This window comes from Tahibacter caeni, assembly GCF_024609805.1.
GTDB classification, from domain to species: domain Bacteria; phylum Pseudomonadota; class Gammaproteobacteria; order Xanthomonadales; family Rhodanobacteraceae; genus Tahibacter; species Tahibacter caeni.
Genome location: NZ_JANFVR010000022.1, coordinates 1 through 24378, shown reverse-complemented (window position 1 = coordinate 24378; position 24378 = coordinate 1). Strand labels below are relative to the sequence as shown.

General features: G+C 66.6%; 15 protein-coding genes. 5 read left to right on the top strand and 10 right to left on the bottom strand.

Annotated elements, in window-relative coordinates:
• Nucleotides 1-251: 251 nt before the first annotated feature.
• Both NON22_RS03680 and NON22_RS03675 read left to right on the top strand, forming a co-directional pair.
• Nucleotides 252-1004: a hypothetical protein gene (locus tag NON22_RS03680; RefSeq protein ID WP_257385558.1), complete on the top strand. Its 753-nt coding sequence runs from the start codon at nt 252-254 to the stop codon at nt 1002-1004.
• 105 nt (nt 1005-1109) lie between these two features.
• Complete coding sequence (locus NON22_RS03675) at nt 1110-2486, top strand: S8 family peptidase (RefSeq protein WP_257385557.1); 1377 nt, start codon at nt 1110-1112, stop codon at nt 2484-2486.
• 63 nt (nt 2487-2549) lie between these two features.
• Here the strand turns inward: NON22_RS03675 and NON22_RS03670 are convergent, their stop codons facing one another.
• On the bottom strand, nt 2550-4814 hold the full coding sequence (locus NON22_RS03670; RefSeq protein ID WP_257385556.1) for a thiamine pyrophosphate-dependent enzyme: 2265 nt from the start codon (nt 4812-4814) through the stop codon (nt 2550-2552).
• Between the two features lie 280 nt (nt 4815-5094).
• On the opposite strand from NON22_RS03670, the gene NON22_RS03665 reads away from it, so the two are divergent.
• Nucleotides 5095-7506, top strand: coding sequence for a serine/threonine-protein kinase (locus NON22_RS03665; RefSeq protein WP_257385555.1), 2412 nt, complete (start codon nt 5095-5097; stop codon nt 7504-7506).
• Between the two features lie 50 nt (nt 7507-7556).
• Here the strand turns inward: NON22_RS03665 and NON22_RS03660 are convergent, their stop codons facing one another.
• The 5 genes from NON22_RS03660 to NON22_RS03640 form a co-directional block, all read right to left on the bottom strand.
• Nucleotides 7557-8198: a glutathione S-transferase family protein gene (locus NON22_RS03660; protein ID WP_257385554.1), complete on the bottom strand. Its 642-nt coding sequence runs from the start codon at nt 8196-8198 to the stop codon at nt 7557-7559.
• Between the two features lie 7 nt (nt 8199-8205).
• Nucleotides 8206-8754, bottom strand: coding sequence for a GNAT family N-acetyltransferase (locus NON22_RS03655; RefSeq protein WP_257385553.1), 549 nt, complete (start codon nt 8752-8754; stop codon nt 8206-8208).
• A 63-nt stretch (nt 8755-8817) separates the two neighbouring features.
• Nucleotides 8818-9285 (bottom strand): hypothetical protein, encoded by a 468-nt coding sequence (locus tag NON22_RS03650; protein WP_257385552.1) that lies wholly within the window; start codon nt 9283-9285, stop codon nt 8818-8820.
• A gap of 1 nt (nt 9286) precedes the next feature.
• Nucleotides 9287-17485: an RHS repeat-associated core domain-containing protein gene (locus tag NON22_RS03645; protein WP_257385551.1), complete on the bottom strand. Its 8199-nt coding sequence runs from the start codon at nt 17483-17485 to the stop codon at nt 9287-9289.
• Between the two features lie 790 nt (nt 17486-18275).
• Nucleotides 18276-19448 (bottom strand): acyl-CoA dehydrogenase family protein, encoded by a 1173-nt coding sequence (locus NON22_RS03640; RefSeq protein WP_257385550.1) that lies wholly within the window; start codon nt 19446-19448, stop codon nt 18276-18278.
• A 231-nt stretch (nt 19449-19679) separates the two neighbouring features.
• Between NON22_RS03640 and NON22_RS03635 the strand changes: the two genes are divergently transcribed.
• Nucleotides 19680-20510, top strand: a complete 831-nt coding sequence (locus NON22_RS03635; RefSeq protein ID WP_257385549.1) for a polysaccharide deacetylase family protein — start codon at nt 19680-19682, stop codon at nt 20508-20510.
• Nucleotides 20511-20670: 160 nt separating this feature from the next.
• The gene (locus NON22_RS03630; RefSeq protein ID WP_257385548.1) at nt 20671-21501 is read left to right on the top strand and encodes a dioxygenase family protein; all 831 of its coding nucleotides are present in this window, start codon (nt 20671-20673) and stop codon (nt 21499-21501) included.
• A 27-nt stretch (nt 21502-21528) separates the two neighbouring features.
• Here NON22_RS03630 and NON22_RS03625 read toward each other — a convergent pair whose 3' ends face one another.
• The 4 genes from NON22_RS03625 to NON22_RS03610 all read right to left on the bottom strand — a co-directional run.
• Nucleotides 21529-22065, bottom strand: coding sequence for a hypothetical protein (locus NON22_RS03625; protein WP_257385547.1), 537 nt, complete (start codon nt 22063-22065; stop codon nt 21529-21531).
• Nucleotides 22066-22135: 70 nt separating this feature from the next.
• Entirely contained in the window at nt 22136-22630 is a 495-nt protein-coding gene (locus NON22_RS03620; protein WP_257385546.1) for a hypothetical protein, read from the bottom strand.
• 44 nt (nt 22631-22674) lie between these two features.
• Nucleotides 22675-23613 carry a hypothetical protein gene (locus NON22_RS03615; protein WP_257385545.1) on the bottom strand — a complete coding sequence of 313 codons (939 nt, stop codon included), beginning with the start codon at nt 23611-23613 and terminating at the stop codon, nt 22675-22677.
• A partial coding sequence (locus tag NON22_RS03610) for an SEL1-like repeat protein (protein WP_257385544.1) occupies nt 23610-24378 on the bottom strand: 769 nt, incomplete at its 5' end. The genes NON22_RS03615 and NON22_RS03610, both read right to left, overlap by 4 nt.

The window sequence follows — 24378 nt, the reverse complement described above, 5'->3', positions numbered from 1 at the left end:
GCCAGTCAAAAACCCTGACGGCGCGAGATATCGATACGACAGAAACGTAAAACAGAACCATCAATTGGAGCACCGAAAAACAGGCAATCGCTCCACCTTCGCCGATAAACAAACGCTGGATAGCGGAAAGTGCCTTCAGGCAAAGCGCCCCCCTGTTCGCGTCCCAGCAGACACGAAATCCACGACTCAGAACCCGAACGCGCCAGCACTGGACAACCAGGATATATCTGCCCCAACGAACGGAGAACTAAATGAAAAATTTAGCCCTCATCAGCGCCGTAATCATGCTGTTCTTGCTGCCGACAACACTGTGGGCTGCGGACAACCAACCCGTTTCCCGAAGCGACCATGCCACAGAGCGCAGCAAGTTCGAGCCCACGCATTGCCGGGAAACTGTCGTGAAGATATCAACTAACGAGAAACCGATCATTTCGCCGGTACGTAAACCGAAAGACGACGGCGACTTCCTGACCGACGCCGGCTACGACTATCAGATCATTGGGGGCTATTGCAGCGGAAGCGAGGGCATACCTAATCATTGGTGCATAGAAAAGGGCGAGCGCGTAGATATCTCTCGTGATGGGAAAGGAAACCTCTCCCTCAGGCATACGAAATACGTCGGCCCCAAGAAGATCGAACTAGTAAAAGCGACGCTCACGCTGGAACCGAAAGAAAAGATATGGGCCAGCGGCGAAGCCACCACACCGGATGGCACCCCAATTGGAACCTACGTGATCTTCTTGCGTCCGCAGGAAAAAAGTTGTCGACACACCAAAGTTTCAAAGAACCAATACAACAAGAAGCCACCTTGCAAAAGCATTCTTTTCGAATACTTCGCCAATGGCGACAACTACGCCAAGGAGCACCTGCCAGTCATCTCGGCGAACAAGACCAATGTGACGCCGGCGCCTGACATGGGCGGCTACTACGAATGTCCCGACCCTCCGAGTACTCCGGTAGAAACCAGCGATGGCGAGGGCGACTACGGACCCGACAAACCCTGAGCCTGCGTCTGACGACTGCACGAGAAATCCCGGAACCGGCCATGAAGTTCCGAGCCGCGGATCAATGCAAGCTCGGAACTCCACGACGACACCACGGAGCAAGCCATGAGCATCAGCCGGCGAAAATTGAGAGGTCTTCAAATTATCGACATCGAGGAATACGGCGATATCGATATTTCGACGCTGAAGGAAATCACGCCGGCCGAACTCGCTGCCGCGCGAGGACTGGACATAACGCTGCTGTTCGAGGATCACGTCTTCGTCGACCGCAAGATCGGCTATGCGATCGTCCACAGCTCCCGCATCGACAAGATCAGTCCTGCGCCGCCGCCGGGTTTCGCGACAAAGGCATTTCATGCGGCCCGCACGGACGGGCGAGAAGGCGACCCGGAAAAACTGCTCATCGACCCGTATGAGAACTGGACGGCGAACGTGCTGAGGGTCCCGCGAGACTTGTCGCGCTTTTCTGGGGCATCGCCATCGTCCGGCCGACTCGCGCCGGCCGAGCTCCCCTGGTACGTCAACCATCAGTTGCAATGGCCCGAACTATCCGGCAGTGATATTCATGTCGCGGTATTTGACTCGGGGATCATCAAGGACGCCGGTCGCTTGCCGCGCGAGATCGACCATAGCGACTTCTGCCACTGTGAGGGACCGGCTGCGGAGACCAGTGACTCGTTGGACGGCAATCCGAACGAGGAGCAACTGCACGGCACGCATTGTGCGGGCGCGATAGGCGCGACCGGCAACGGAGCGCAGCGCACCAGCCCTGCGCCCAATGCGACGATCATCGCGGCAAGCATCTATCGCTACGACCCGCGACTTTACATCTCTCTCGTCGACCTGCTCCTGATGCTGTCGTGGATAGTCGCCAAGCGCTGGACTCCGGCCGTCGTCAACATGAGCTTCGTGCTGGACCGTCGCGAAGTGGACCGCCATCGGCCGGATTTTCTGGAAGAGATCGTCAGGCGCCTGCGCCTGAACGATCTCGCACTGATCTTCGCAGCGACCAAGAGGCGCAACACAGACACGCTGACGTACCCAGGGAGACTCCGCAACGTCGTCGCCGTCAGCACCTATGACATATTGCCTGACGAGCAAGGCAATTTCTTCATCCAGTTGCCACTGGGCTGCAAACGCCAGCCGTGGCTGGAGAAAGAAGATTTGTTTTTTGGACCGGGCAGCGAGGTGGCGAGCTGCGACCGAAACGACTACGTCGCGTTCGGCGAGGTATCCGCCGCATGCGCATATACTGCAGGCGTCGCGGCGCTGTATTTGGAGCGCTACCGTGACGGAGCGAGCGGGGGAATACTCGAAACTGTTGTAAGGGAGATGAAGGCACGAGCCCAACTATTCGCCGATCCGGATCCTGACCTGACCGGCAACCACGACTGGCTCGGAGTGGGACTCTATCCAGACGGCACCGCAACTCGGGATCCTACGATTCCGATCGACGTCCGCTGCCGAAACCACCGTTCGTAAGCGTGCCGAGTTCTCGACCAGCTGTCCCTCGTTGATCGGGGGCTTGCATGACGACTCCCGCCGTCAGCCCAACGCTTCCCCCGCCGCAATGATGTCCTCATCCGACGGCAGCACGAGAAACGCCGCGCCGGCCAGCGGCGTGTAGGTGTCGACGCCGACGACGCGCTTGAGCGGCTTGGCGCCGTGGCCGGCTTCGGTGATGGCGGTGATGATGCCTTCGCCGACGCCGGCGCTGCGGCGGCCCTCGTCCGCTACGACTATGCGCGCGCAGTCGCCGGCGTGGCGCGCGATCGCGGCTTCGTTGAGCGGCTGCAGCCAGCGCAGGTCGACGACGCGGGTTTTCCAGCCGCGGCTCTTTTCGAGCGCGCGCGCGGCGCGCAGGCTCATCGGCACGGTGTTGCCGTAGCAGAAGATCACGAGGTCCTTCGCAGCCGGCTCGTAGACGCGCTCCTCGCCGAGCGGGATGTGCTGGTCCGGCGCCGGGTAGCTCGTGAGCCATTGGCCGTCGCCAGCATCGAAGAGGTCCTTGGTCATGTACAGCGCGATCGGCTCGAGGAACGCGCAGACGCGGCCGTCGACCTTGGCCAGCGCCGTAAGAGTGCGCAGCATCATCGCCGCGTCGTCGCCGCGGCTCGGGCAGCCGACGACGAGTCCCGGAATGTCGCGCAGCGCGGTGATCGACGTATCGTTGTGGAAATGACCGCCGAATCCCTTCTGGTAGCCCAGCGAGGCGATGCGCATGACCATCGGGTTGCGGTACTGGCCGTTGGAGAAGAACTGCAGCGAGCAGGCTTCGCCGCGGATCTGGTCGCAGGCGTTGTGGAAATAGGCGAGATACTGGATTTCCGGCAGCGGCAGCATGCCCATGTTCGCGTAGCCCTGGGCCAGGCCGAGGATCATGGTCTCGTCGAGCAGGGTGTTGAACACGCGGTTGTTCTTGAACGCCTTGTGCAGACCCTTCGTCACCGTGTAGACGCCGCCCTTCTGCGCGACGTCCTCGCCGAACAGCAGGGTTTCGGGATACTTGCAGAACAGGTCGTGCAGCGCGTTGTTGATCTGGATGGCCAGATGGCGCGGCGCCTGCTTCTCGGGCAGCTTGTCCTCGCCGCCGAACACGGCCAGGCGCTTGTCGGCGTAGTCGGCGCGGCGTGCCTCGAGGTTGACCTGGTTCGGGTGGTACGGCGCGAGCGGCGCGATCACGTCGGACAGCTCGGTCAGCTTGGGCCGGCGGTCGGCCTCCTCGGCTGCGGCAAAGCATTTCTGGCGCACCGACTCGTATTTCGCGAGCAGGCTGTCCTTGGTGTAGAGGCCCGATTCCAGCGCGATCGCAGCCGAGCGCAGCAGCGGATCGGTCGCTTCGACCGCCATGAGCTCCTCGACGCTGCGCCATTCGATCTCGAAGTCGGTGCCGGCGTGGCCCATGATGCGCGTCGTGCGCAGGTGCAGGAACGTCGGCCGGCGCGTCGTGCGGCAGTGATAGACCGCGCGCGCCACCTGCTCGTAGCCTTCGGCCAGATCGAGGCCGTTGGCGAAGAAATAGTCGAGATCGCGGCGGCCGCTGAAGCTCGCGCCTATCCAGTCGGTCGGCGTCTTCACCGAGATGCCGATGCCGTTGTCCTCGCAGACGAACAGCACCGGGGCCGGCAGCTTCTGGTAGGCCGTCCACTGCGCCGCGTTGAACGCGGTCTGCGCGGTCGCATGATTGGCCGAGGCGTCGCCGAACGAGCAGATCGTGATCGAATCGTCCGGCACCGGCAGTTGGTGGCCGATGCGCCGGGCCTGCTCGATCGCGACGGCCGTGCCGAGCGCCTTGGGCAGATGCGAGGCGATCGTCGAGGTCTGCGGCAGCACCCAGAGCGGCTTGGAACCCCAGACCTTGTGGCGGCCGCCCGAGGCCGGATCGTCCTTGCTCGCGGCGAACGACAGGGCCGAGTCCATGATCGGGTCCATGCCCTGCAGCTTGCGGAAGCGCTCGGCCATGAAACCGCCGGAGCGGTAGTGCAGGAAGGCCGGATCCGTGTGCCGCGTGAGCCGCGCCACCATCGCGTTGCCCTCGTGGCCCGACGAGCCGATCGTGTAGAACACCTTCTGCTTGACGCGCAGCACGCGCGCCATGAGGTCGAGGTGGCGGCTGATCAGCTGCGATTCGAACAGCGCGACGAAGTCGGCCGCGGTGCAGAGGCTGCCCGGCAGCACGGGCTCGTCGGACGCCGGGCGCCTGCGCGCCTGGCCGCCCCAGTCGCGCACGAATTCGAGGAAGTTCTGATCGCAGACTTCGGCGCGGTTGACGTTCTTGTGGCGGGCGGGAATGGGCGCGGCGGCGGACATGGCGGACCTGATCGGAAACGGCGCGGCATGCCGCGGACGGCGGCCGGACCTGGGCGGAAGAGGAGCGCAAGAATAGCCGCAGGCCACCCGCAAGGAAACTCGAATCGGCCGCGAAATCGCTGGCTTACGTGGCTTTTCCGGCAAGCGGCCCCGTGCTTTCCGCGGGCAGTGGTTCTTGGCCCCGCGGCGCGGACCGGCCGGCGCACGGTTTCGCGGCGGCCGGGTTTGCCGGCACCATACGCGGTACGACGGCGAGTGGACTCGCCGCAGGGGGACGGCGATGCAGACACCGGTCGATGCAACCTGGCGCAGCACGGCGCCGCCGGCGCCCGGCGCCGACGCCGATGCGGAGGCCGGCGAGTTCGCGCCGGGCAGCCGCGTCGGCCGCTACGTGATCCAGCGGCTGCTCGGCCGCGGCGGCATGGGCGTGGTCTACCTGGCCGACCAGGTCGAGCCGGTGCGCCGGCCGGTCGCGCTGAAACTCGTGCGGCCGACATTCGCCGACCACCTGGCCGAGGCCTATTTCGAGGTCGAGCGACAGGCGCTCGCGCGCATGGATCACCCGGGCATCGCCAAGGTGCTCGAAGCCGGCACGACGCCCGACGGCCTGCCGTTCTTTGCGATGGAATGGATAGACGGCCCGACCCTGGACGCCTACGTCGCCGCGGCCCGACCTACGCTCGCCCAGCGCCTGGAGCTGCTGCGCCAGATCGCGCTCGGCGCGCACCATGCGCACCAGCGCGGCGTCGTGCATCGCGATCTCAAGCCGGCCAACGTGCTCGTGCCGCAGATCGACGGCCGCGCCGTGCCGAAGATCATCGATTTCGGCATCGCGATCGGCATCGAGCAGGACGGCCGCCGCGCCGGCGACTACGCGGGCACCTCGCTGTACATGAGTCCGGAGCAATCCGGCCTGACCGACGGCAACGTCGACGTGCGCAGCGACGTCTATTCGCTCGGCGTGCTGCTGCTGGAACTGCTCGCGCCGGCCGGCACCCTGGATGCGCTGCGCGAGCGCGGCGTCGCGGCGAGCCGCCTGTCGCAGATCCTGCGCACCGAGCGGCCGCCGGCGGCTACTCACCGCGACGCGACCGAATGGCTGTCGCTGCCGGCGCTGCAGTCGATCCCGCGCGAACTGCGCCACGTCATCGCGCGCGCGACCGACCTGCAGCGCGACACGCGCTACGGCTCGGCCCAGGCCTTCGCCGACGAGCTCGCGAACTATCTCGCGGAGCGGCCGCTGACTGCCGTGCCGGCGACGCGGACCTATCTGCTCGGCAAGTTCGTGCGCCGCCATCGCCTGCCGATCGCGGCCGGCGCGGCCGTCGTCGCGGCGCTGCTGATCGGCCTCGGCGCGGCAGTCTACGCGCTGCTGCAGGCACAGACCGAGCGCACGCGCGCCGAGCAGGCCGCCGAGCGCGCGACGCGCGAAGCCGCACGCAGCCGCAGCATGGCCGACTTCCTCGGCACGGTGCTCGGCGGCATCGAACCCGAACAGGCGCGCGGCCTCGACACCACCTTGTTGCGCCGCGTGCTCGACGAGGCAGCCGGGCGCGCGCAGCGCGATCTCGCCGGCGACGAGGAACAGCTCGCCGAAGTCGAAGCGACCATCGGCCGCGCCTATCGCTCCATCATGCAGCTCGACCAGGCCGAAACCTTCCTGACCCGTGCGCTGGACCGGCAGCGCGCACGGCTCGGTCCCGACGCCGCGGCGACCCTGTCCACCGAGCGCTACCTGCTCTGGACCGTCAGCGAACACGGCCGCGAGAACGAGGCGCTGCCGCGTGCACGCGAGCTGCATGCGCGCGCCTCACGCGTGCTCGGCGCGACGGCGCGCGAAACCCTGCTCGCCGCGCTCGCGGCCGGCTGGTTCGAATACCTCGTCGGCAACATGAAGCCGGCCGAGACCCTGCTGCGCGAAGCCGCCGACGGACTCGCCGCGACGGCCGGCCCCGAGGATGCGAAGGCTCTCGACGCGTTGGGCCGCCTCGGCATCGTGCTCGCCGACTCGGGCCAGTACGACGCCGCGCGGCCGCTCTACGACCGCGTGCTGGCCGGCTACGACAAGCTGTTCGGCGCCGAGGACCCGCGCACGCTCGGCGTGCGCAACAGCCTCGGCATACTCGCGATGCAGCAGCGCCGCTACGCCGACGGCGAAGCCGAGTTCCGCGCGATGATGCCGATCTACGAGCGCCTCTACGGGCACGACCATCCGCAGACCCTGGCGCTCGCGCTGAACATGTCCGGCGCGCTGCGCCAGCAGGGCAAGGTCGCCGAATCCGGCCCCTACTACCGGCGCGCCTACGAGGGCTTTCTCGCGCTCAACGGCCCCGATCACCTGCGCACCCTGATCGCGCAGAACAATCTCGCGAACTACCTGATCGACGCCGGCCAGCCGCGCGAAGCCGTCGCGCTCGCGCAGTCGGCGGTCGAACGCGGCGGCCGCGCCTACGCGAGCAACCGCATCGTGCTGGCCGAATTCCATTTCACCGCCGGCAAGGCCCTGTTCGCCGCCGGCCGCCACAACGACGCCGAAGCCGAACTCAGGCAGGCCTGGGACCTGCGCGCCGCCGACATGGGCGCCGAGGCCGAAGACACGCGCGACGTCGCGCGCAAGCTGGCCGAACTCAAGCGCGCGCAGAAACAGGAAACCGCGGCGCGCGAGTGGGAGGCGAAGGCGAAAGGCGGTTGAGGAACCCGCTCCGCCGCTCCCTTCGAGGCCGCCGAAAAGGCGATGCTGGATCAGACCTGCTGCGCGACGAATCCCGGCTGTGCGCGTACGCGCTCCAGCCAGGCATCGATCTGCGGATACGCCGACAGGTCGAAGCCGCCGTCGGCGGCCGCGTGGGTGTAGGCGAACAACGCAATATCGGCGATGCTGTAGCCGGATCCGGCGAGGAACGGCTGTCGCGCTAGCTGTTGTTCCATGACGGCGAGGGCCTGCGCGCCGCGTTCGCGCAGCCGCGGCAGTTCCGCGCGGCGCGGGTGATCGGCCGGCAGCCAGCGGCAGATGAAGCGCGCGACAGCGACGTAGGGCTCGTGGCTGTACTGCTCGAAGAACAGCCACTGCAGCACCTGCGCGCGCTGCCAGGCGTCCTGCGGCAGCAGCGGCGAGCCTTCGGCGAGATAGCACAGGATCGCGTTGGATTCGGCCAGCCGGTGATCCGGATCGACTTCGAGCAGCGGCACCTTGCCGTTCGGATTCATCGCGAGGAACTGCGCCGTGCGCGTCTGTCCGGCCGCGCTGTCGACCTCGACCCAGCGGTACGGCCGGCCGAGCTGTTCGAGCAACAATTCCACCTTGTAGCAATTGCCCGAGGATTTCATGCCGTAGACGGTGAGCTTCGTGTTCTCGCCGGATGGATGGGTGGCGGCTCGCCGCACTCGCCGCCTACGCGGAAGCCCGCCGCGCGCGCCATTCCTCGCGCGTCTGGCCCCAGGCGTCGATGGTCATCGTGTCGTACGGCGCCGGCAGGGTCACGCGGCGCAGGTTGCGTGAGCCGAGCCGCTGCGCCACGCGCTGCGAAGCGACGTTCTCCGGATCGATGCAATGAATGACCTCGGTCCAGCCGAGCGTGTCGAAGGCCCAGTCGATCGCGGCCGTCGCCGCCTCGACCGCATAGCCCTTGCCCTGGGCCGCGGCGCAGAGGCCCCAGCCGACCTCGGTGCCCGGCCAGTCGGCCGGCATCCACGGACCGATGCGGCCGAGCCAGCGGCCGCTCTCGCGCTCGATGACCGAGAACATCGCGAAGCCCTGCAGCTGCCACGAACCGGCCATGCCCATCATCGCGCGCCAGGCCGCCGAGCGGCCCTGCACGCCGCCGAGGAAACGCATGGTTTCGGGCTCGGCGGCAAACGCCGCCCAGGCGTCGAGGTCCTCGAGCCTGGGTGGGCGCAGCTGCAAACGCTGCGTGGTCAGTTCGACATCAGCCATGCACACCGATTTCCACATCACCCTGGCAACGTGCTCCGGATACGAGAAAAATCGATCATGAAAACTGCGTTACAAGGCACCGTTTATTTCTCCGTAAACCGCAGTTGGCTCAAAGTCCAAGCAAACAACCAGCGCCGATTGTTTTACGGCAGACGCCTCACCCAGAGATGCGTGGGTAATGAGCAGCGATGAGCCATAACGCCGGACATAATATTTCCCGGTGGAACCGTTTGCATATATCGCGCGAACGAGATACGCCTGCCTACCCTCTTCACACCGAAAATTTCTCTGCCCAAAAAAATCGATGGCAGCATTGCCAACAGTCGAAAACGGAACTGAATCGAGCCTCCGTCGCGCGTCATCAAACTTCGAAAAGGATACCTCAAAAAAATTCCTTTCCTTGATTTCCTCCTGGGGAGTCTGCGCACGAACCTCAAGAGTGCTTGACGAAAGCCACCCGGCACCTTCTACGGCAGCGGAACAGAACTTAGCGAAGGCAATTAGGAGCAGAGAAACCACACTGAATGCAATCTTCATATCAAAAGTCCCTGTCCGCAGCCTTGAGCCTTTGGTTGAAAGAACCGCCTAAATTCTGCTGCAAAACTTGAAGTTGAAATGGGGCCAAGAAATTTCCGCCGTGCGTAGCCATGAGATTACCTTCAAAGCCGGGCAAGGCCGCGAAAGTCTGTTGGTCGTACCTGTCTGCAAGTCCGAAAATGTGCCCCATCTCATGCGTGAAGACATAAGCAACATCGCGGGACGACAAATTGATCGATACGGCCTTCGATCTCCAAAAAGTTGCCCCGAAAGCTTTAGTAGAGAAAACTGATGCAAAAGCACGCATGCTTCCCGTTTCGAGCAGCGGGGTACCCAGACCAGCATCTACCGTAATACTGTTTGATGTTCCTACGGGCACCTGCACATACTGGATCGGCATACCGACCGAGCCATAGTAGCCAGCGCTTCCCGAAAGAACCAGTTGAATGCCACCGGCATCAATGGGACCACGAAAAGCCACTTTCACCATCGAACCCGAGAAGTCAGGGACGTACCAAGGAGTTGCCGCCTCCAGATTTCCTACTCCGTCGTTTGGACCGTCCGAGACCGTCTTCGAGCTTGAAATGCTTCCAAGAGAAAATGAGAACGCAGCTGTCAGTGCTCCGTTCGCAAAGCTTCCCCCGGCAACTGACGAAACCGTTCCGCCGACGACAACAGCGCCCATACCGCTGAGGAATGCGTTATCACTGCCATCGGCGCTTACCGGCGCCAGCAGGGTACCAAACCCCGCACTGACGAAGCCGTGTCCGAATCGTCCGCCCTGGATCGTGCCCAGCACACCGCCGGCGGCGCCATAGGACAGCGCCCGCGCGGCGTAGGCGCTCTGGCTCAGCCCGCCCCACTGCGCTTGCGGATTCACGCCGAAGGCCTTGTCGATGCCGACGAAGGCGGCCGCGGTCAGTGCGCCGACGGCAGCGCCGCGGGCGTTGCCGCTCTGCACGCCGCCGGCGACGGCGCCGGTGACGATGGTGGCGTAGGTCGCGTTCATGCCGTTGGCGATCAGCGCCTGCGGCAGGAAGATCGAGACGACGATGGCCACGCCGGTGCGGACATTGTCCTGTTCCTTGCCGCCGAAATAGCCGGTCGGGTCGGTGTAGGCCATGGGATTGTTGAACACGTAGCTGTAGCGGTTGAAGCTCTGGCTGTCGCGCGGCGCCTGCACGAACGGATCGGCCTGCAGGAAACGGCCGAGACGCGGATCGTAGATGCGGCCGTTCATGTGCACGATGCCGACTTCGTCCGCCTGCTCGTGGCCGGTATAGCCCAGTCGCGTGGTCTGCTCGAGCTCGCTGCGCAGCGTGCCGCTCCAGGGCGTCGCGGAGGTCCAGCCGGCGGTATTGCGGCGCTGGCCGAAGGTGTCGAAGCTCATGCGCGCGCTCGCATTGATGGCGCCGGCCCAGATGTCGAGCACCGCGTCCGTCGAGCCCAGCGCATCGACGACGCGGTACTGGCGTACGACGTCGTAGACCGTGCCGAAACGGCGTTGCTTGATCATGACCGGTCCGACGTGGCGGACGACTTCGTCGATGACATTGTTCGACAGGCGCACTTCGGCGCCGGAAACGAACTCGGTGATCACCGTCGGATTCGTCGCCGCGGCGCTCGGGAAGTCCAGGCGGCGGACCTTCTCGCGTCCCGGGCCGTAATTGAACTCCGTACGCGTGTTGCTGACGTCGGAACGTGCCGACCGGACCTTGTCGTAGCTCGTATAGGCGAAACTGCGCTCGTCGCCGCCGTTTGCGGTGCGGATCACATTGCCGCTCGCGTCGTAGCAGTAGTCGGTCGCGCCGGCGCGGCTGACCGCATGCGGTCCCGGCACCGCCACGCCGGCCTCCAGCGCACAGCGCGACGAAATCGAGCCGGCGTAGGTATAGGCGACCCCAGCTTTCGTCAGCACGTTGCCTTCGCCGTCGTAGGTGTACGCCGTGCTGCCCGCGACAACGCCGTTCTGCTGCACGCTGCTGCCCGTCAGACGCTGCAGTTCGTCATAAGCGAAGGTCTCGCGCAGCGTCGTGCTGCCGCTCAGGGAATCGCGCCAGAGCACGTTGCCGACCAGGTCGTAGTCGTAGCCGATGTTCTGCGCGTCGGCGATGCCGGTGCCTTGTACGCGCTGGCGCTTGAGCCGGCCCCGCACGTCGAAGTCGCGTACGGTCACGAGCTCGGCACCGATGGCCATGCGTTCGCGGCGGATCTTGCCATGGGGGTCGGCTTCCTGCGCCTCGTAGTAGATCGCGCCGACCGCCGCCGGATAGGCCGAACGTATGCGGAACGCATAACCGCGTTCGTTGTATTCCGTGCGCTCGCCCGTCGTCGGCACACCGGGCGCCGAGAAGAACGTCTGGAACGGGCGACCGTAGCTGTCGAAGGTCTGCTGCTGCAGGTAGCTCTTGCCGTCCTGCTCGGTACGCACTTCGACCGGCTGCCCCAGGCTGTTGTAGGTGTAGTAGCGCGTCACCGCGACCGCGCCGCCCTCGTTCGACTGCTCCGAAACGACTTTGCCGCGGCCGCCGGAAGCGGTGTCGAAGTACCAGCTCGCCGAGGCATAGACGCTGCCGCTGCCGCAGGTGCCGAGATAGTCGGTGCGCTGCCACAGGCGGCCCTGTCCGTCGTAGCGCTGCGCCGTGCAATGCCCGCGCGGACCGGTCTGCGCCACGGTCTCGCCGGCATCGTTGACCACGTAGGCCCACGCGCCGGTATCCGGGTCCGTCGTCGACAGCTTGCGACCCAGCGTGTCGTAGGTGCTGACCGTCGCGCGGCCGTTGCGCTCGGCGCGGACGACCTGTCCAGCCGCGTCGTAGCTGAGCGTCACGCCAAGGCCTTTCGCATCGGTGGTCGACTGGACTTCGCCCTGCGGCGTGAAGTCCTCGCTCACGGTCTGCGTCAAGCCGCTCCCGTTGACCGGCAGCGTCGTGACGGTCTGTCCCGTCAGATACTGCTTCGTCGTGACGCCGCCGTCGGCGGCGGTGATCCGATAGGGGCGGTTGAGATAGTCGTATTCCGTCGTCGTGAACGTGACCGACTGGCCGGCCCGCGGCGCCGCGGCACCGGACGTCGCGTTCTGGGCGAAGAACGGTTCCGAAACCGCGACCACGTTGCCGCGCGTGTCGTAGCGGGTCAGGGTCGCGATGTAGTCGCCCGCGAGCAGTCCGTCGCGCAGACTCAGGACGGGACGACCGAGCAGATCGTGGAAGACGCGGCTGGTCGGCGCGCCGCTCGTCGTCGTGACCTCCACGTACGCCAGTGCCAGGCCCGAAGGACAGTTGGTACTGCACAGGGACCAGTCGGTGCGCGTCGAGACGCCGGTCTGATCATGGGCGAAACGCTTGCGGCCCAGACGTCCGTAGCGCACATGGCTCACCTTTCCGTTGGCGTCCTGGATGTCGAGTTCGTCGCCGCCGCCGTTGCGTGCCAGCACCGTGGAAAGCGACGCTTCGAAAGCAGTGTCGCCGCCGCTCGAAACCGCTCCGCGCACGCTTTGCACGTAGCGCTGGAGCGCGTCGTAGGTCGAGCGCGCGTAGCGCATCACGAGTCTGTCGGTCGGATGGAATGCGTAGCCGGCGGCGCCGGCGCCGGCGCGGCAGGCGGTCTCGGCGATGGCCGCGCTGCAGGTGAACGAGCCGATGCGATTGCCTGCGGAATCGTGCTCGTAGTAAGTCACCGTGCCGCCGGCCGCGGTGTCGGCACTGAGCGTATCGACATCGCTGCCGACCATGCCTTCCACCCGCTCGGAATGCAGCAGCTTGCGTGTGTCGGAGCCGTTCAATGGATCGGCATAGGTGAAGGTCGAGCGCCGGCCCAGCGTCGTTGCAATCGTGGATGCGCCGCGCTTCTCTTCGCGACGCGTGAAAGTCCGTGTCGTGACGAGCCGGCCGAGCTTCCACGAGACGTCGTCGTCCGCGTACGCGTTGCGCACATCGGATACGACGACCGTGTCGTTCGGCGTACTGGACACGGTGCGGCGCCGCGTCGTCGTCGTGCTGCGCAGCACGTTGCCGAAGTCGTCATAGCCGTTCTCCGAGAAGAGCACGGCGACGAATCGGGTTTGCTGCGCCGTGTTGGGCTCGTAGTCCATGATGTTGGACAGCGTGCGCGCGACGAAGATCGACGGCACGGTACGGCTCATCGGCGGAACAGTCGTCAACCCCTGGTTGTAATAGTTGAGCGTGCGCGCAGGCCCGTTGACCACGGGCGTCGTCGGCTGGTAGCGCCAGCCGTAGTTGTCGATCAACATTTTCAGGACGAACGCCGACGGCTCCGGCAGCGAGCTGTCGCACATCTGCAGCTTGCCGTACGGACAAATCGGGACTCGGGAGAAGCAGGCGGACGTTTCGACAAGACCGCCGGCATTGCGGCAGCCGTCGACGGGAATTCCGGTCAGCTTGCGCGTGCGCGTCTGCAGCGGCAGTCCGACGAACGGGAATTCGCCCTGCAGATAAGTGTCGACGCTGACCAGCGTCTGCAAATCCGTCGTCGACACCCGACCGAAGCCGAGCGAGCCGCGTCCGCCGGCCTGAATCTTGAGGCCGCGGTACTGGTACTGCACGATGGACTGGCTCGACGGGTCGGTGGCGGTCGGCGCACTGCTGCTGACGTACTGCACGACGAAATTCGGCAGATTCATGTCGAACACGGCCGAACCGCGGCCCCAGGTCCGCAGCGGGCCGTCGTAGTCGCGGCGATAGACTGACGAGAACGTCAACGGCGAATAGGTGATCTCGGTGCGCGCGCCGAGTCCGTTGACGATGCTGACGATCGTGCCGCGCGGCTGATGATGATTGACAGAGCGGCGCACGCTCCAGCCGCCGTCGGCGCTGCCGTTGCTGATCGGCTTGACGACGAGATTGTCGACCTGCCCGTCGCCGTCGAAATCGCCCGGCAGGCGCAGCCAGTCGTTGCCGGCCGTCGCGATGAACGTCGTATTGATCGCCGCCGAGGCGAAACCGTCGCCCTTCCACAGATAGACCTTGTAGTTGCGGTTCGGCGTCGACGAGTCCGGCCACCAGAAGTCGAGCTTGCCGTCGCCGTCGTAGTCGAGCAGTTGGACCTTGTCCGTGTGGTTGGCGTCGAGGCAGTTGGCGACGCACTGATCCAGACCGTACGCGGAATCGGCGACGGTCAGGTTGAAATGCCACTGGTTGTTGTCGGCCAGATAGACGTAGTCCATGTAGCCGTCGCCGTTGAGGTCCGCGGTCATGACGCGCTGCCGCGCGTGACTGCTCGACGTCGCGCTGTGCTCCTCGATGACGCGCACGCCTCGACCACTGCGAACGAAGCGGAACTCGGGAATTCCGCCCGGGCCCGCGACGATGCCTTCGGCGCGATACGTCACCGCGTAGTAGGCGACCGGCGTCCCCAGCGGGGTATCGGGCCCTTCCTGGGCAATGGGATCGAGGGGCAGTCCCTCTTCCACGCTGCCGTTGCCGGTCACGATCGGCGTACCGCTGGCGCAGGCCGCATTTGCCGACATGAAGCTCAGGTCCGAGCGGCCGTCGCCGTCGATGTCCACGACCTGCGCACGCTCCTGATCCCGGCGCGGCGTGTAGGTCGAGGATGCGCAGAGATTGAGTCCGCTGCCGTCGCCGTCGACGAGACGCACCGGCATCGGCGCGGCGAACGAGAACGGCCGGTCCGCGTTGTTGGGATCGCGCTGCATGATCGCGATCCGGTTGTTGTCCAGGCCTATCCGGAAAACGAGGTCGGGCAAGCCGTCGCCCGTGTGATCGACGAGACTCGATTCGTACTTGTACGTTTCCGTCGTGTCGACGGGACCGACGTTGTCCAGCAGCAGCTCCGCGGCCGCGAACCCGCTGCCGGTCGAACGCCGCAGGTACCAGGCGACGCGATTGGGCGTCGTTGCGGACTCGGTCAGGTAGATCAGGTCGTCGAGGCCGTCGGCATCGATGTCCAGGGTCTGGAACGCACCGGCCGGATCGACGCGGAAAACGCGCACGACATTGCTGGTCTGCGCGAACGTTATGCCGTTCGCGTTCGCCTGCGCGTAGGCCACGCTGATGCGGCCGCCCTGATCGATCCAGGCGATGTCGCTGCGCCCGTCGCCGTCGAAGTCGCCGAGCCGATGCGAGAGCAGGTTCGGAAACAGACGGTTCGTACCGCCGTCCGAATTGCCGGCATCGGCCGTCGCTGCCATGTCGCTCCAGGAGAACGTGGTAGCCGGATAGCAGACCTGCTCGCTTGCATCGGCGCATTCGCGCAGGTTCGCGACGCGCGGCCGCGACGCGAGAGGATCGGCGTAGCCGACGACATAGTGACGCAGCGCCTGGTTGTCGCTGCCGTAGACCGTGACGCTCTTGAGCAGCCGGCTCGCGTAAGCGTCGCCGATATTGGAATGGCTGATGTCGCGCCGGCCGGATGCGATGTAGGCGAAGTTCACCGCGCCGCCGACATAGCTGATCTGGTCCAGGGTGCGCTCGCCGGGCAGGCTCAGCGTTCCGCTGCCCTGCGAGGAATAGCTGTAGGTGAGCGCATTGCCGGACACGTCCTTGCTCTCGGTCTGCAGCCAGGTGATCGCGGCGGCGCGGCCGAACCCGATGGGCGCAACCACGGTGCCGGCCGCGTCGCCGAACCGGCGCACCGAACCGTCCTTGCCGTAGACCGTGAACGCGAAGGTCGGGACCGGCTGCGAGAGGCCGAACGTCGCCGCGGGGATCGTCGGCGTCGCCGTCAGCACGATGCGCTGAAAGGATTCGAGCTCCGTCCGGTACTCGGCGCCGGCCGTCAGATGCGTACCCTTCAAAATCAGCAGACGCTGGCCGTCCAGGCAGAGCTGATCCAGGCTGCTGCTGGTCACGTCGCCGTCGCCGGCTTCCCTGCTGCTGCGGCATTTCTGAATCGACGACGCGGCATTCAGGGTGAAGCCGGTACCGAGCAGCCCTTCGCCGCTGGTGCTCGTATAGGCCAGCGATACTTCGGGCGTGAGTCCGCCGCGGCCGCGCGGCGCATACAGCGGCACGCTGTACGTCGCGGCGCCGCCCTCGTTGACCTTGAAGTTGGCCGCGAGCGCGCCGACCGTGTCGGAAGCCGTATCGAGAATCGGTTCCTGGAACGCCACCGGGGCCGGCGGCACATCGGCAGGCCCGGAGTTGACGTCGCCGCCGCCGACGCTGACAAGCACCTCCGGCGATACGAAGATCAACGCGCCGAGCGCGGACCCGCGGCGCAGTTCGTAACGCACGCGCGTACCCGGCAACAGCGCGTCGGGCCGATAACCGACCGCCGAGCTTCCGATTGGATCGCGTGCTCCCGTCAGCATGTTGTAGCGGTACAGGCGGTCCGTGGAATTCTCTGAAGACCACGCCACGTAGACGTCGCAGGTGCTGATGGCGCTCGCAGCCTCGCAGTACGAGCTGTTGACAAGTACTTGCGTCGGCAGAGTCGCCTTGGCCAGCGTCACCGGATAGGTCAGCACGCTCGCGGGAATGCCGTTCGCCGGATCGCCCGGAAAAACGACGCCTGGGTTCGGCCAGACCACCGGCCGATTGATTCTGCCGCCGAGGTTGGCGGCGATATTCGACGACACGCTGATCGTCGCCGACGTTGCGCTGACGAAATTCCGCGTGAAGCTGCCGCCCGCGTATCCGTCCACGCACTCATTCTGGTTCTGCGTGGCCGGATCGTCGACGCAATCGGTCGCGATCGTGTAGCCGCTGCGCAGCTTGTTGTAGGTCAGCGCACGCCCCGTCACCGAATTGCCGGGCACGCTCGGACTGTTGGTCAGCGCCAGCAGCCAGACCGGCTTGCCGTCGACGTCGTAGATCAGCAGCTTCTCGGCTTCGTTGTACTGGGTGGCGTCGCGGCCCATCGAGTACAGATAGCCCCAGCCGGAGTGAGCGGCGTCGTACCAGTTTCCGCCGAACGCCGGCGTCGAAGCCTCGCCGACGTTGACCGCCGCCTCGCCGTAGATGTCGTAAACGCATTCCTGCGGCGGGTTCGCGAACGAGCCGGTCAGGTTCCAGCGCAATCCCATGCGCCGTGTCGACCCCGTATACAGGCGACCGCTAATCTCGCCGACCTGCGTGGATGTCACGCCGCTGTTCGCGGTCAGCGTGATCCGATACAGCGTGCCGCTCCAGGTCGAGGTCGACGACGTCAGCGTGATCGGAGACGTGGCATACCAGATCGGCGCACCGCTCGAGTCGTAGGTATACCAATATCCGACCATCGTGGTATTGGATTCTGCGTAGAAGAAGTCCCATCCCGTGCCGGAACGTTTGGGGTTGTGCCAATGCCCCGGATGGGTACGTACCGAGCCGGGATTGACCGGCGGATCGCCGGAAACCGGACACGCATCCTCGGTCGGCACCGAAATCGCTGCGGCGGTTCCGGACCCGCCCGCGAACACCGCGGCGAACAGGAGCAAACAGGCCAGCAACCAGAAATTTGCGGCGCGGGACCCGGGCCCAGGCGGGTTCGCCTGACGTTTTGCGGCATCCGCCGCGGTTTCCCTGTGATGAACGACCGACACGACGGACCTCGCTGGACAAAGAAATTAGGAAAAATACGGCGCGTGCGGACGTCGCCGGGACAAACGCACTGAGTCCTCGTCTTCCTGCCTGCGCGGAGAGCGACGACTGGAGATCGGGACATTGGCAGCACTGAATCGCAGCAGCCGAGAGCATCAACGGCAAAGCGCCGCAAACGTGATCACGCATCCGAACGAAGACCGGCTGCCGTGACTTGGCAGCGGTGCGTCTCAGCGGCCGGAAACGCAGGCGACAAGGCGCCCGACGCGCTCGCACGTCGGGCTGAAGAACCCGGCCGGGTCGCGGCGAATGGAGTGCGGAAAGTCAGGCATCGCCGCGCAGGATTGGCCGCTCCGCATTTCGGCGAAAGGGAAGGCAGGCCCGTGCTTCTTCCCGGCGGCCGCCGGTGGACAGACGGATGCCCGTGCGCAGACCGGCGCGGAAGGGGGGGCGCGAGGGCGGCGCGGAAAATCCGCGCCGCCCGACGGATCAGAACGCGTTGATGCCCGTCAGCTCGCGGCCGACGACGAGCTGGTGCACGGTTTCCGTGCCTTCGTAGGTGATGACCGATTCGAGGTTCAGCGCGTGGCGGATCGGGCAGTACTCGGTCGTGATGCCGGCGCCGCCGAGGATGTCGCGCGCTTCGCGCGCGATGTCCAGCGCCATGCGCACGTTGTTCCACTTTGCGAGCGAGACCTGGGTCGGCTGCATCTTGCCGGCGTCCTTCAAACGGCCCAGCTGCAGCGACAGCAGCTGCGCCTGGGTGATGCGGCGCGCCATGTCGGCGAGCTTGAGCTGCACGCTCTGCGTCGCGGCGATCGGGCGGCTGAACAGGACGCGCGTCTTGGAATATTCGGTGGCCTCGCGCAGGCAGGCGATGGCCGCGCCGATCGGGCCCCAGGTGATGCCGTAGCGCGCCTGGGTCAGGCAGCCCAGCGGTCCCTTGAGGCCCTTGACGTTCGGCAGGCGGTTCGCGTCGGGCACGCGTACGTTGTCGAAGAACAGACCCGAGGTCACCGACGCGCGCAGGCTCATCTTCTTGTGGATTTCCTGGGCGACGAAACCCGGCGTGCCCTTCTCGACGATGAAGCCCTGGATGCCTTCCTCGGTCTGCGCCCAGACGACGGCGATGTGCGCGAGGTTGCCGTTGGTGATCCACATCTTCGCGCCGTTGATGATCCAGTCGCCGCCGTCGCGCTTGGCGGTGGTCTTCATGTTGGCCGGATCGGAGCCGCCGTGGGGCTCGGTCAGGCCGAAGCAGCCGATGACCTTGCCGGCGGCCATCTGCGGAAGCCACTGGCGGCGCTGATCCTCGCTGCCGTAGGCGTAGATCGGATACATGCACAGCGAGGACTGCACCGACGCGAAGCTGCGGATGCCCGAATCGCCGCGCTCGAGTTCCTGGCAGATCAGGCCGTAGGCGACCGCGTTCATGCCGGCGCAGCCGTATTCGGTCGGCAGGCTGGAGCCGAGCAGGCCGAGTTCGGCCATTTCGGGAATCAGGTCGGTCGGGAACACGCCCTTGTCGAAGCAATCGCCGATGATCGGCAGCACGCGCTCGTCGGTGAAGCGGGCGACGGTGTCCTGCACCAGGGCTTCCTCTTCGGACAGCATCGAGCGGACATCGTAGAGATCGTAGGGATTGAGCGTGCTGGCGGCCATGGAAATTCCGGATTTCGCGCGGGAAATGAAGGAAGGGAAGCGGCAGGCGAAGCGCCGCCTGCAAAGCAGCGCGGCATTCTAGCGGCGCCCCCGGCAAAACTCACCCACGCAGGGATTGGCCCTGCCGGTATCGGGAAAATTGGCGCCGGCGTGGCGCCATCGCGAACCGCCTCGGTGCCGTCGCGGCCGCCGCTGCGTATGATGTCCGGTCTGCTCCCGCGCGCCAGGATCATGCAGGTTCCCATACTCACCTATCACGGCGTCAACATCGCCGGCGGCGGCTACGCCGACAACGACCACGTCGCATTCGCCGCCGATCTGGAGCTGATCCACTCGCTGCAGCTGCGCATAGTGCCGTTGCAGTGGGTCGTCGACCAGCGGCTCGGCCGCAGCCGCCGCGACCTGCGCGGCTGCGTCGCGCTGACCTGCGACGACGGCAGCAACTTCGACTACGACGACCTCGACCATCCGCAGCACGGCGTGCAGCGCAGCTTCTACAACAGCCTGCGCCGGTTCCGCGAACACCAGGGCGCGCGCGCTCAGCCCGACCTGCACCTGACCGCATTCGTCATCGCCGATCCGCTCGCGCGCGAACGCATGGACCGGCAATGTCTGGTCGGCCGCGACTGGATGCAGTCGCGCTGGTGGCGCGCGGCGCAGGACTCGGGGCTGGTCGCGATCGAGAATCACAGCTGGGACCACAACCATCCGTGCCTCGACAGCCCAGGGCCGCACGGCCTCGCGCGCGGCGACTTCCATGCGGTCGCCGGCGAGGCCCAGGCCGAGTTCGAGATCGCGCGCGCGCAGCACTATCTGGCCCAGCAGCTCGCGCCGCAGGCGCCGCGGCTGTTCTGCTATCCGTTCGGCCACGTCAACGACTTCCTGCGCGCCGACTGGCTGCCGCGGCGCGGCCCGGCCGTGGGCCTGGACGCCGCATTCGGCGACGGCGCCGCGCCGGTGACGATGGACAGCGACCGCTGGAACCTGCCGCGCTACATCTGCGGCTGGCACTGGCGCTCGCCCGAGGCGCTGCGCGGCATTCTCGAAAGTGCGGCGGGCTGAGCGGCACGCCGTCGATCTCCTACAAATCTGCACGGTTTCTCGGCAGCGCTTCCCAATTCGGCGGCTAGTCTCGGCTTCGACGCGGACCGCTCCCCGTCCGCCCCCGACGCGCGGCCGTCTTCCCGGCCGGCCGCGCGTCCCTTGCCCGCCGAGGTACGCCATGGCCTTCCGTCCCCTCCTGCCGGTGCTGCGCGACACCCACGCCAGTCTCGGCGAAACCCTGTCCGTACTGCAGGAGCGCGATCGGCTGCGCCGGCGCGGCTTCCTGCTCGGCTCGCTCGCCGCGGCCGCCGCACTGCCGCTGCGCTCGATCGCGTGCTCGCTGATTCCGGGCGAAACCGCCGGCCCGTACCCCGGCGACGGCACCAACGGCCCGAACGCGCTGACCCAGTCGGGCATCGTGCGTCCGGACATCCGTACGAGCTTCGGCGCGGCGGGCACGGCCGGCGCCGCCGGCACGCCGCTGAGCGTCACCTTGCGCCTGGTCAGCACCGTCTCGGGCTGCATGCCGCTGGCCGGGCTCGCGGTCTACATCTGGCACTGCAACGCGACCGGCGGCTATTCCATGTATTCCTCGGGCATCACCGGCCAGAACTACCTGCGCGGCGTGCAGGTCAGCGACGGCAACGGCGAAGTGACGTTCACCTCGATCTTTCCGGGCTGTTATCCGGGCCGCTGGCCGCACATCCATTTCGAGGTCTACCGCTCGCTGGCCGAAGCCACTTCAGGCGCGAACGCGGCGCGGATCTCGCAGCTCGCGCTGCCGCAGGACGCCTGCAGCACGGTGTATTCGCAGAGCTCGCTGTATCCGGGCAGCACGCAGAATCTCGCCGGCGTCACGTTGAACGGCGACAACGTGTTCGGCAACGACGGCGGCGTGTACCAGCTCGCCGCTGTCAGCGGCAGCAACGCGGACGGCTATGCCTCGTCGCTGGAAGTCGGCGTCGCGATCGAAGGCAGCGACGCGCTGTTCGCCGACGGCTTCGAGTGAGCCGTCAGCACCGCGGCGTTCGCCGCGTCAGAAAGGCCCCAGCGCGTGCACTTTCGCGGTCAGCGCGCGCTTGTGATTGTCGTGCAGCGGCTTGTGCCAGTTGACGATGACGTGCTCGTGCCCGGTCTGCACGAAACCCGCGGCCAGCGCGACTTCGAGCGCGCGCCTGTCGCCGCAATGGCCGAAGAACGCGTCGCAGCAGTCGGCGTATTTGCGGAACGCGTACTTCAGCAGATAGAACCAGAGACCGCCGGCCGCGCGCAGCGCCTCGCGCTGCTCGGGCCGCATGCGCCGCGCCGTGTCGCCGTCGGTACAGGAACCGCCGGACAGGTAGACGTCGCCGAACGGCATCATGTGCGAGAAGCCGGCCAGGTGCAGGCCGCCGTCGTCGGCGCGATACAGGCCGACGACATGCCGCGGGATGTTCGGCGGCGGATGGCCGAACTTGCGCCGGAACAGATCGGCGACGAGGAAGTCGGCGCTGTCGATCTCGGTGATGGTCAGGAAATCGTGCAGCTGTATCGGCAGGATTTCGCGCGGGTCGAAGTATTCGCCGCTGTGCATGCGTGGCCTCGCTCGAAGTCGTGGGATCGTCGCGACCGGCGTCCGTCGACCGGCGACGGCCGCCGTGCGCTCAGAACGGCATGAAGCTCCTGGCCTTCGCGGTCAGCTCGCGCCGCCGGCGCTCGCCGGGCTCGCGCGTCCAGTGCACGAGCAGGTATTCGATGCCGGTCTCGCCGAAGCCGAGCTTGGGCGTGGTCTGCAGCGCGCGCGCATCGCCGCAGCAGGTGAAGATCGCTTCGCAGCGCGGGCCCCAGCGCTCGAAGCCGTAGCGCAGGGTCGCCAGCATCAGGCCGCCGTAGTCGCGTAGCGCGTGGCGCTGGGCTTCGCTCATCGTGCGCAGCAGGTCGCCGTCGGTAGCGGCGCCGCCGGCCAGGAAGATGTCGCCGCAGTCGGTGAAATGCACGTAGCTGACCGGCACGAAGCTGCCGTCGTCGCGCTTCCAGAACGCGACCACGTGGTGCGGAAAATCCGGCGCCCGGGTCTTGTAGTTGCGCCGGAACAGGTCTTCGGCGAACGGCGGCCCCTGGTCCACCTCGGTGACGTGGATGAAATCGGCGATGTTCATCGCGCGATGGTCGCATTGCGACGGAGCGCGCACAACCGCAGCGGTCAATGCCCGGCGCAGAGCTTGAACTGCGCTTCGCCGCGACGCCGCGCCTCGGCGCGGGCCGCCTCGTCGAATTTCTGCAGCCGCGCGTCGAACTGCCGCTGCCGTTCCTGTCTGGCCGTCGCGGGCAGGCCTTGCTCGACGTCGATGCGCGCGACCGCGTCGGTGGCGGCGCCGAGATTGATCGCATACGCGCGTTCGTCGCGCGGGTCGAACAGCAGTTCGCCCCAGTAGTACTGGGTGAACAGCGCGCGCGTCGCGCAATGGGCCACCGCTTCTGCCAGGAAGCGCCGCGCGAGATCGCGGCGACGCCGATAGTCCTCGATCCGGGCGACTGCCTCGTCGTCGTCGAGCTGCGTGAACTGGTCGAACACCGCATCGGCATAGGCGACCTGGGCCTCGCCGTAGCCCGTCGCCGCGGCGCGCTCCAGCCAGTCCAGGCCGCCGTCGCGCAACGGTCCGGGCACGGCCTCGCAATCGGCGATGTCGTTGTGTTGTCCTCCCAGGCGGCGCTCGTAATTGGCCGTCGCCGCAGCGGACGTGACGGCGTTGCCGGGCGAGTCCGCATCGTCGCGCAACTGCTCGCGCAGGCGACGCAGGGACGCCTGCTCGCACGGCACGAGACGCGTGCCGAGCGCCGCCATCGCTGCGACGTCGCCGCTCTCGGCGCGCCGCAGCAGTTGGTCGAACACGTCGGACAGCCGCCGCGCCGAACGCAGATCCTCGGGCAGCGGCGGCGGTGGCGATGCGGCGACCTTGATCGCCGGAGCCGGAGCGGTCGCCGCCGGCCTAATGGCTGGAGCCGGTGCCGCGGGCGCTGGCGATGCCTGGGTCACCGGCGGCGCAGCCGGAGGCGGCACGGGCTTTGCGCTCGGCCGCAGCCACCAGACCAGAACGAACACGAGCACCAGCACGCCGGCGGCGATTCCGGGACGTTTCATTGCGTCGGCGCTCCCGCCTCGAAATCGCGATACAGCTGCAGGCCCTGCGCCTGGGCCTGCGCGAGCTGCTGCGCATCCAGATGCTGTGCGAGCGTCTGCAGGTACAGCTCGCCCAGGCGCGGCGGCCACTCCTGCGCCGCGGGCGAGCGGAAGAACGCGCTCAGGTACGCATACGACTGCAGCGGATCGACGTTCTCGAGCGGCCCCGATGCATAGGCGTCGCCGAGCAGGAACAGCGCGCGCGCGTCGCCGCGGCCCAGCGCCTGGCGCAGATACGCGCGCGCCTTCTGCTTGCGCCGCACGACCTCGTCCGCGTCCATCAGCATGTGACGGGGGCCGTTGTAACCGACGAAAGCGTACTGCGCGTAGTCGAGCATGGCCTCCACGCGGCCCGCATCGGCAGCACGCTCGAGCAGGGCCGGCGCACGGGTCCGGTCCTTCCAGAGCCGTTCCCTGTCGAGGCCCGCGCAGCGCTGCTCCAGCTCCGGCTGCGCCTGCTGCAACAACAGGATCACGAGTTCGGGAGGCGCCGGTGTGCCGGCGATCCGCGGCGGGTCCACGCCGGCCGCCATGCCGCTGATCACCGTCTCCTCGATCTGCTTGGCGCTGCCCTTCGAATGACGCCAGCACACGCCGAGCAGGCCGCCGAGCTCGGCCGCCGCATCGGCATCGCCGGCGGCCGCGCGCCGCTCCAGTCCGGCGAAGCGATCGGACGACGCGTCCGCCGCCGCGGTCGTGGCCGGCGCCGCAGCGACCGCTGCCGCC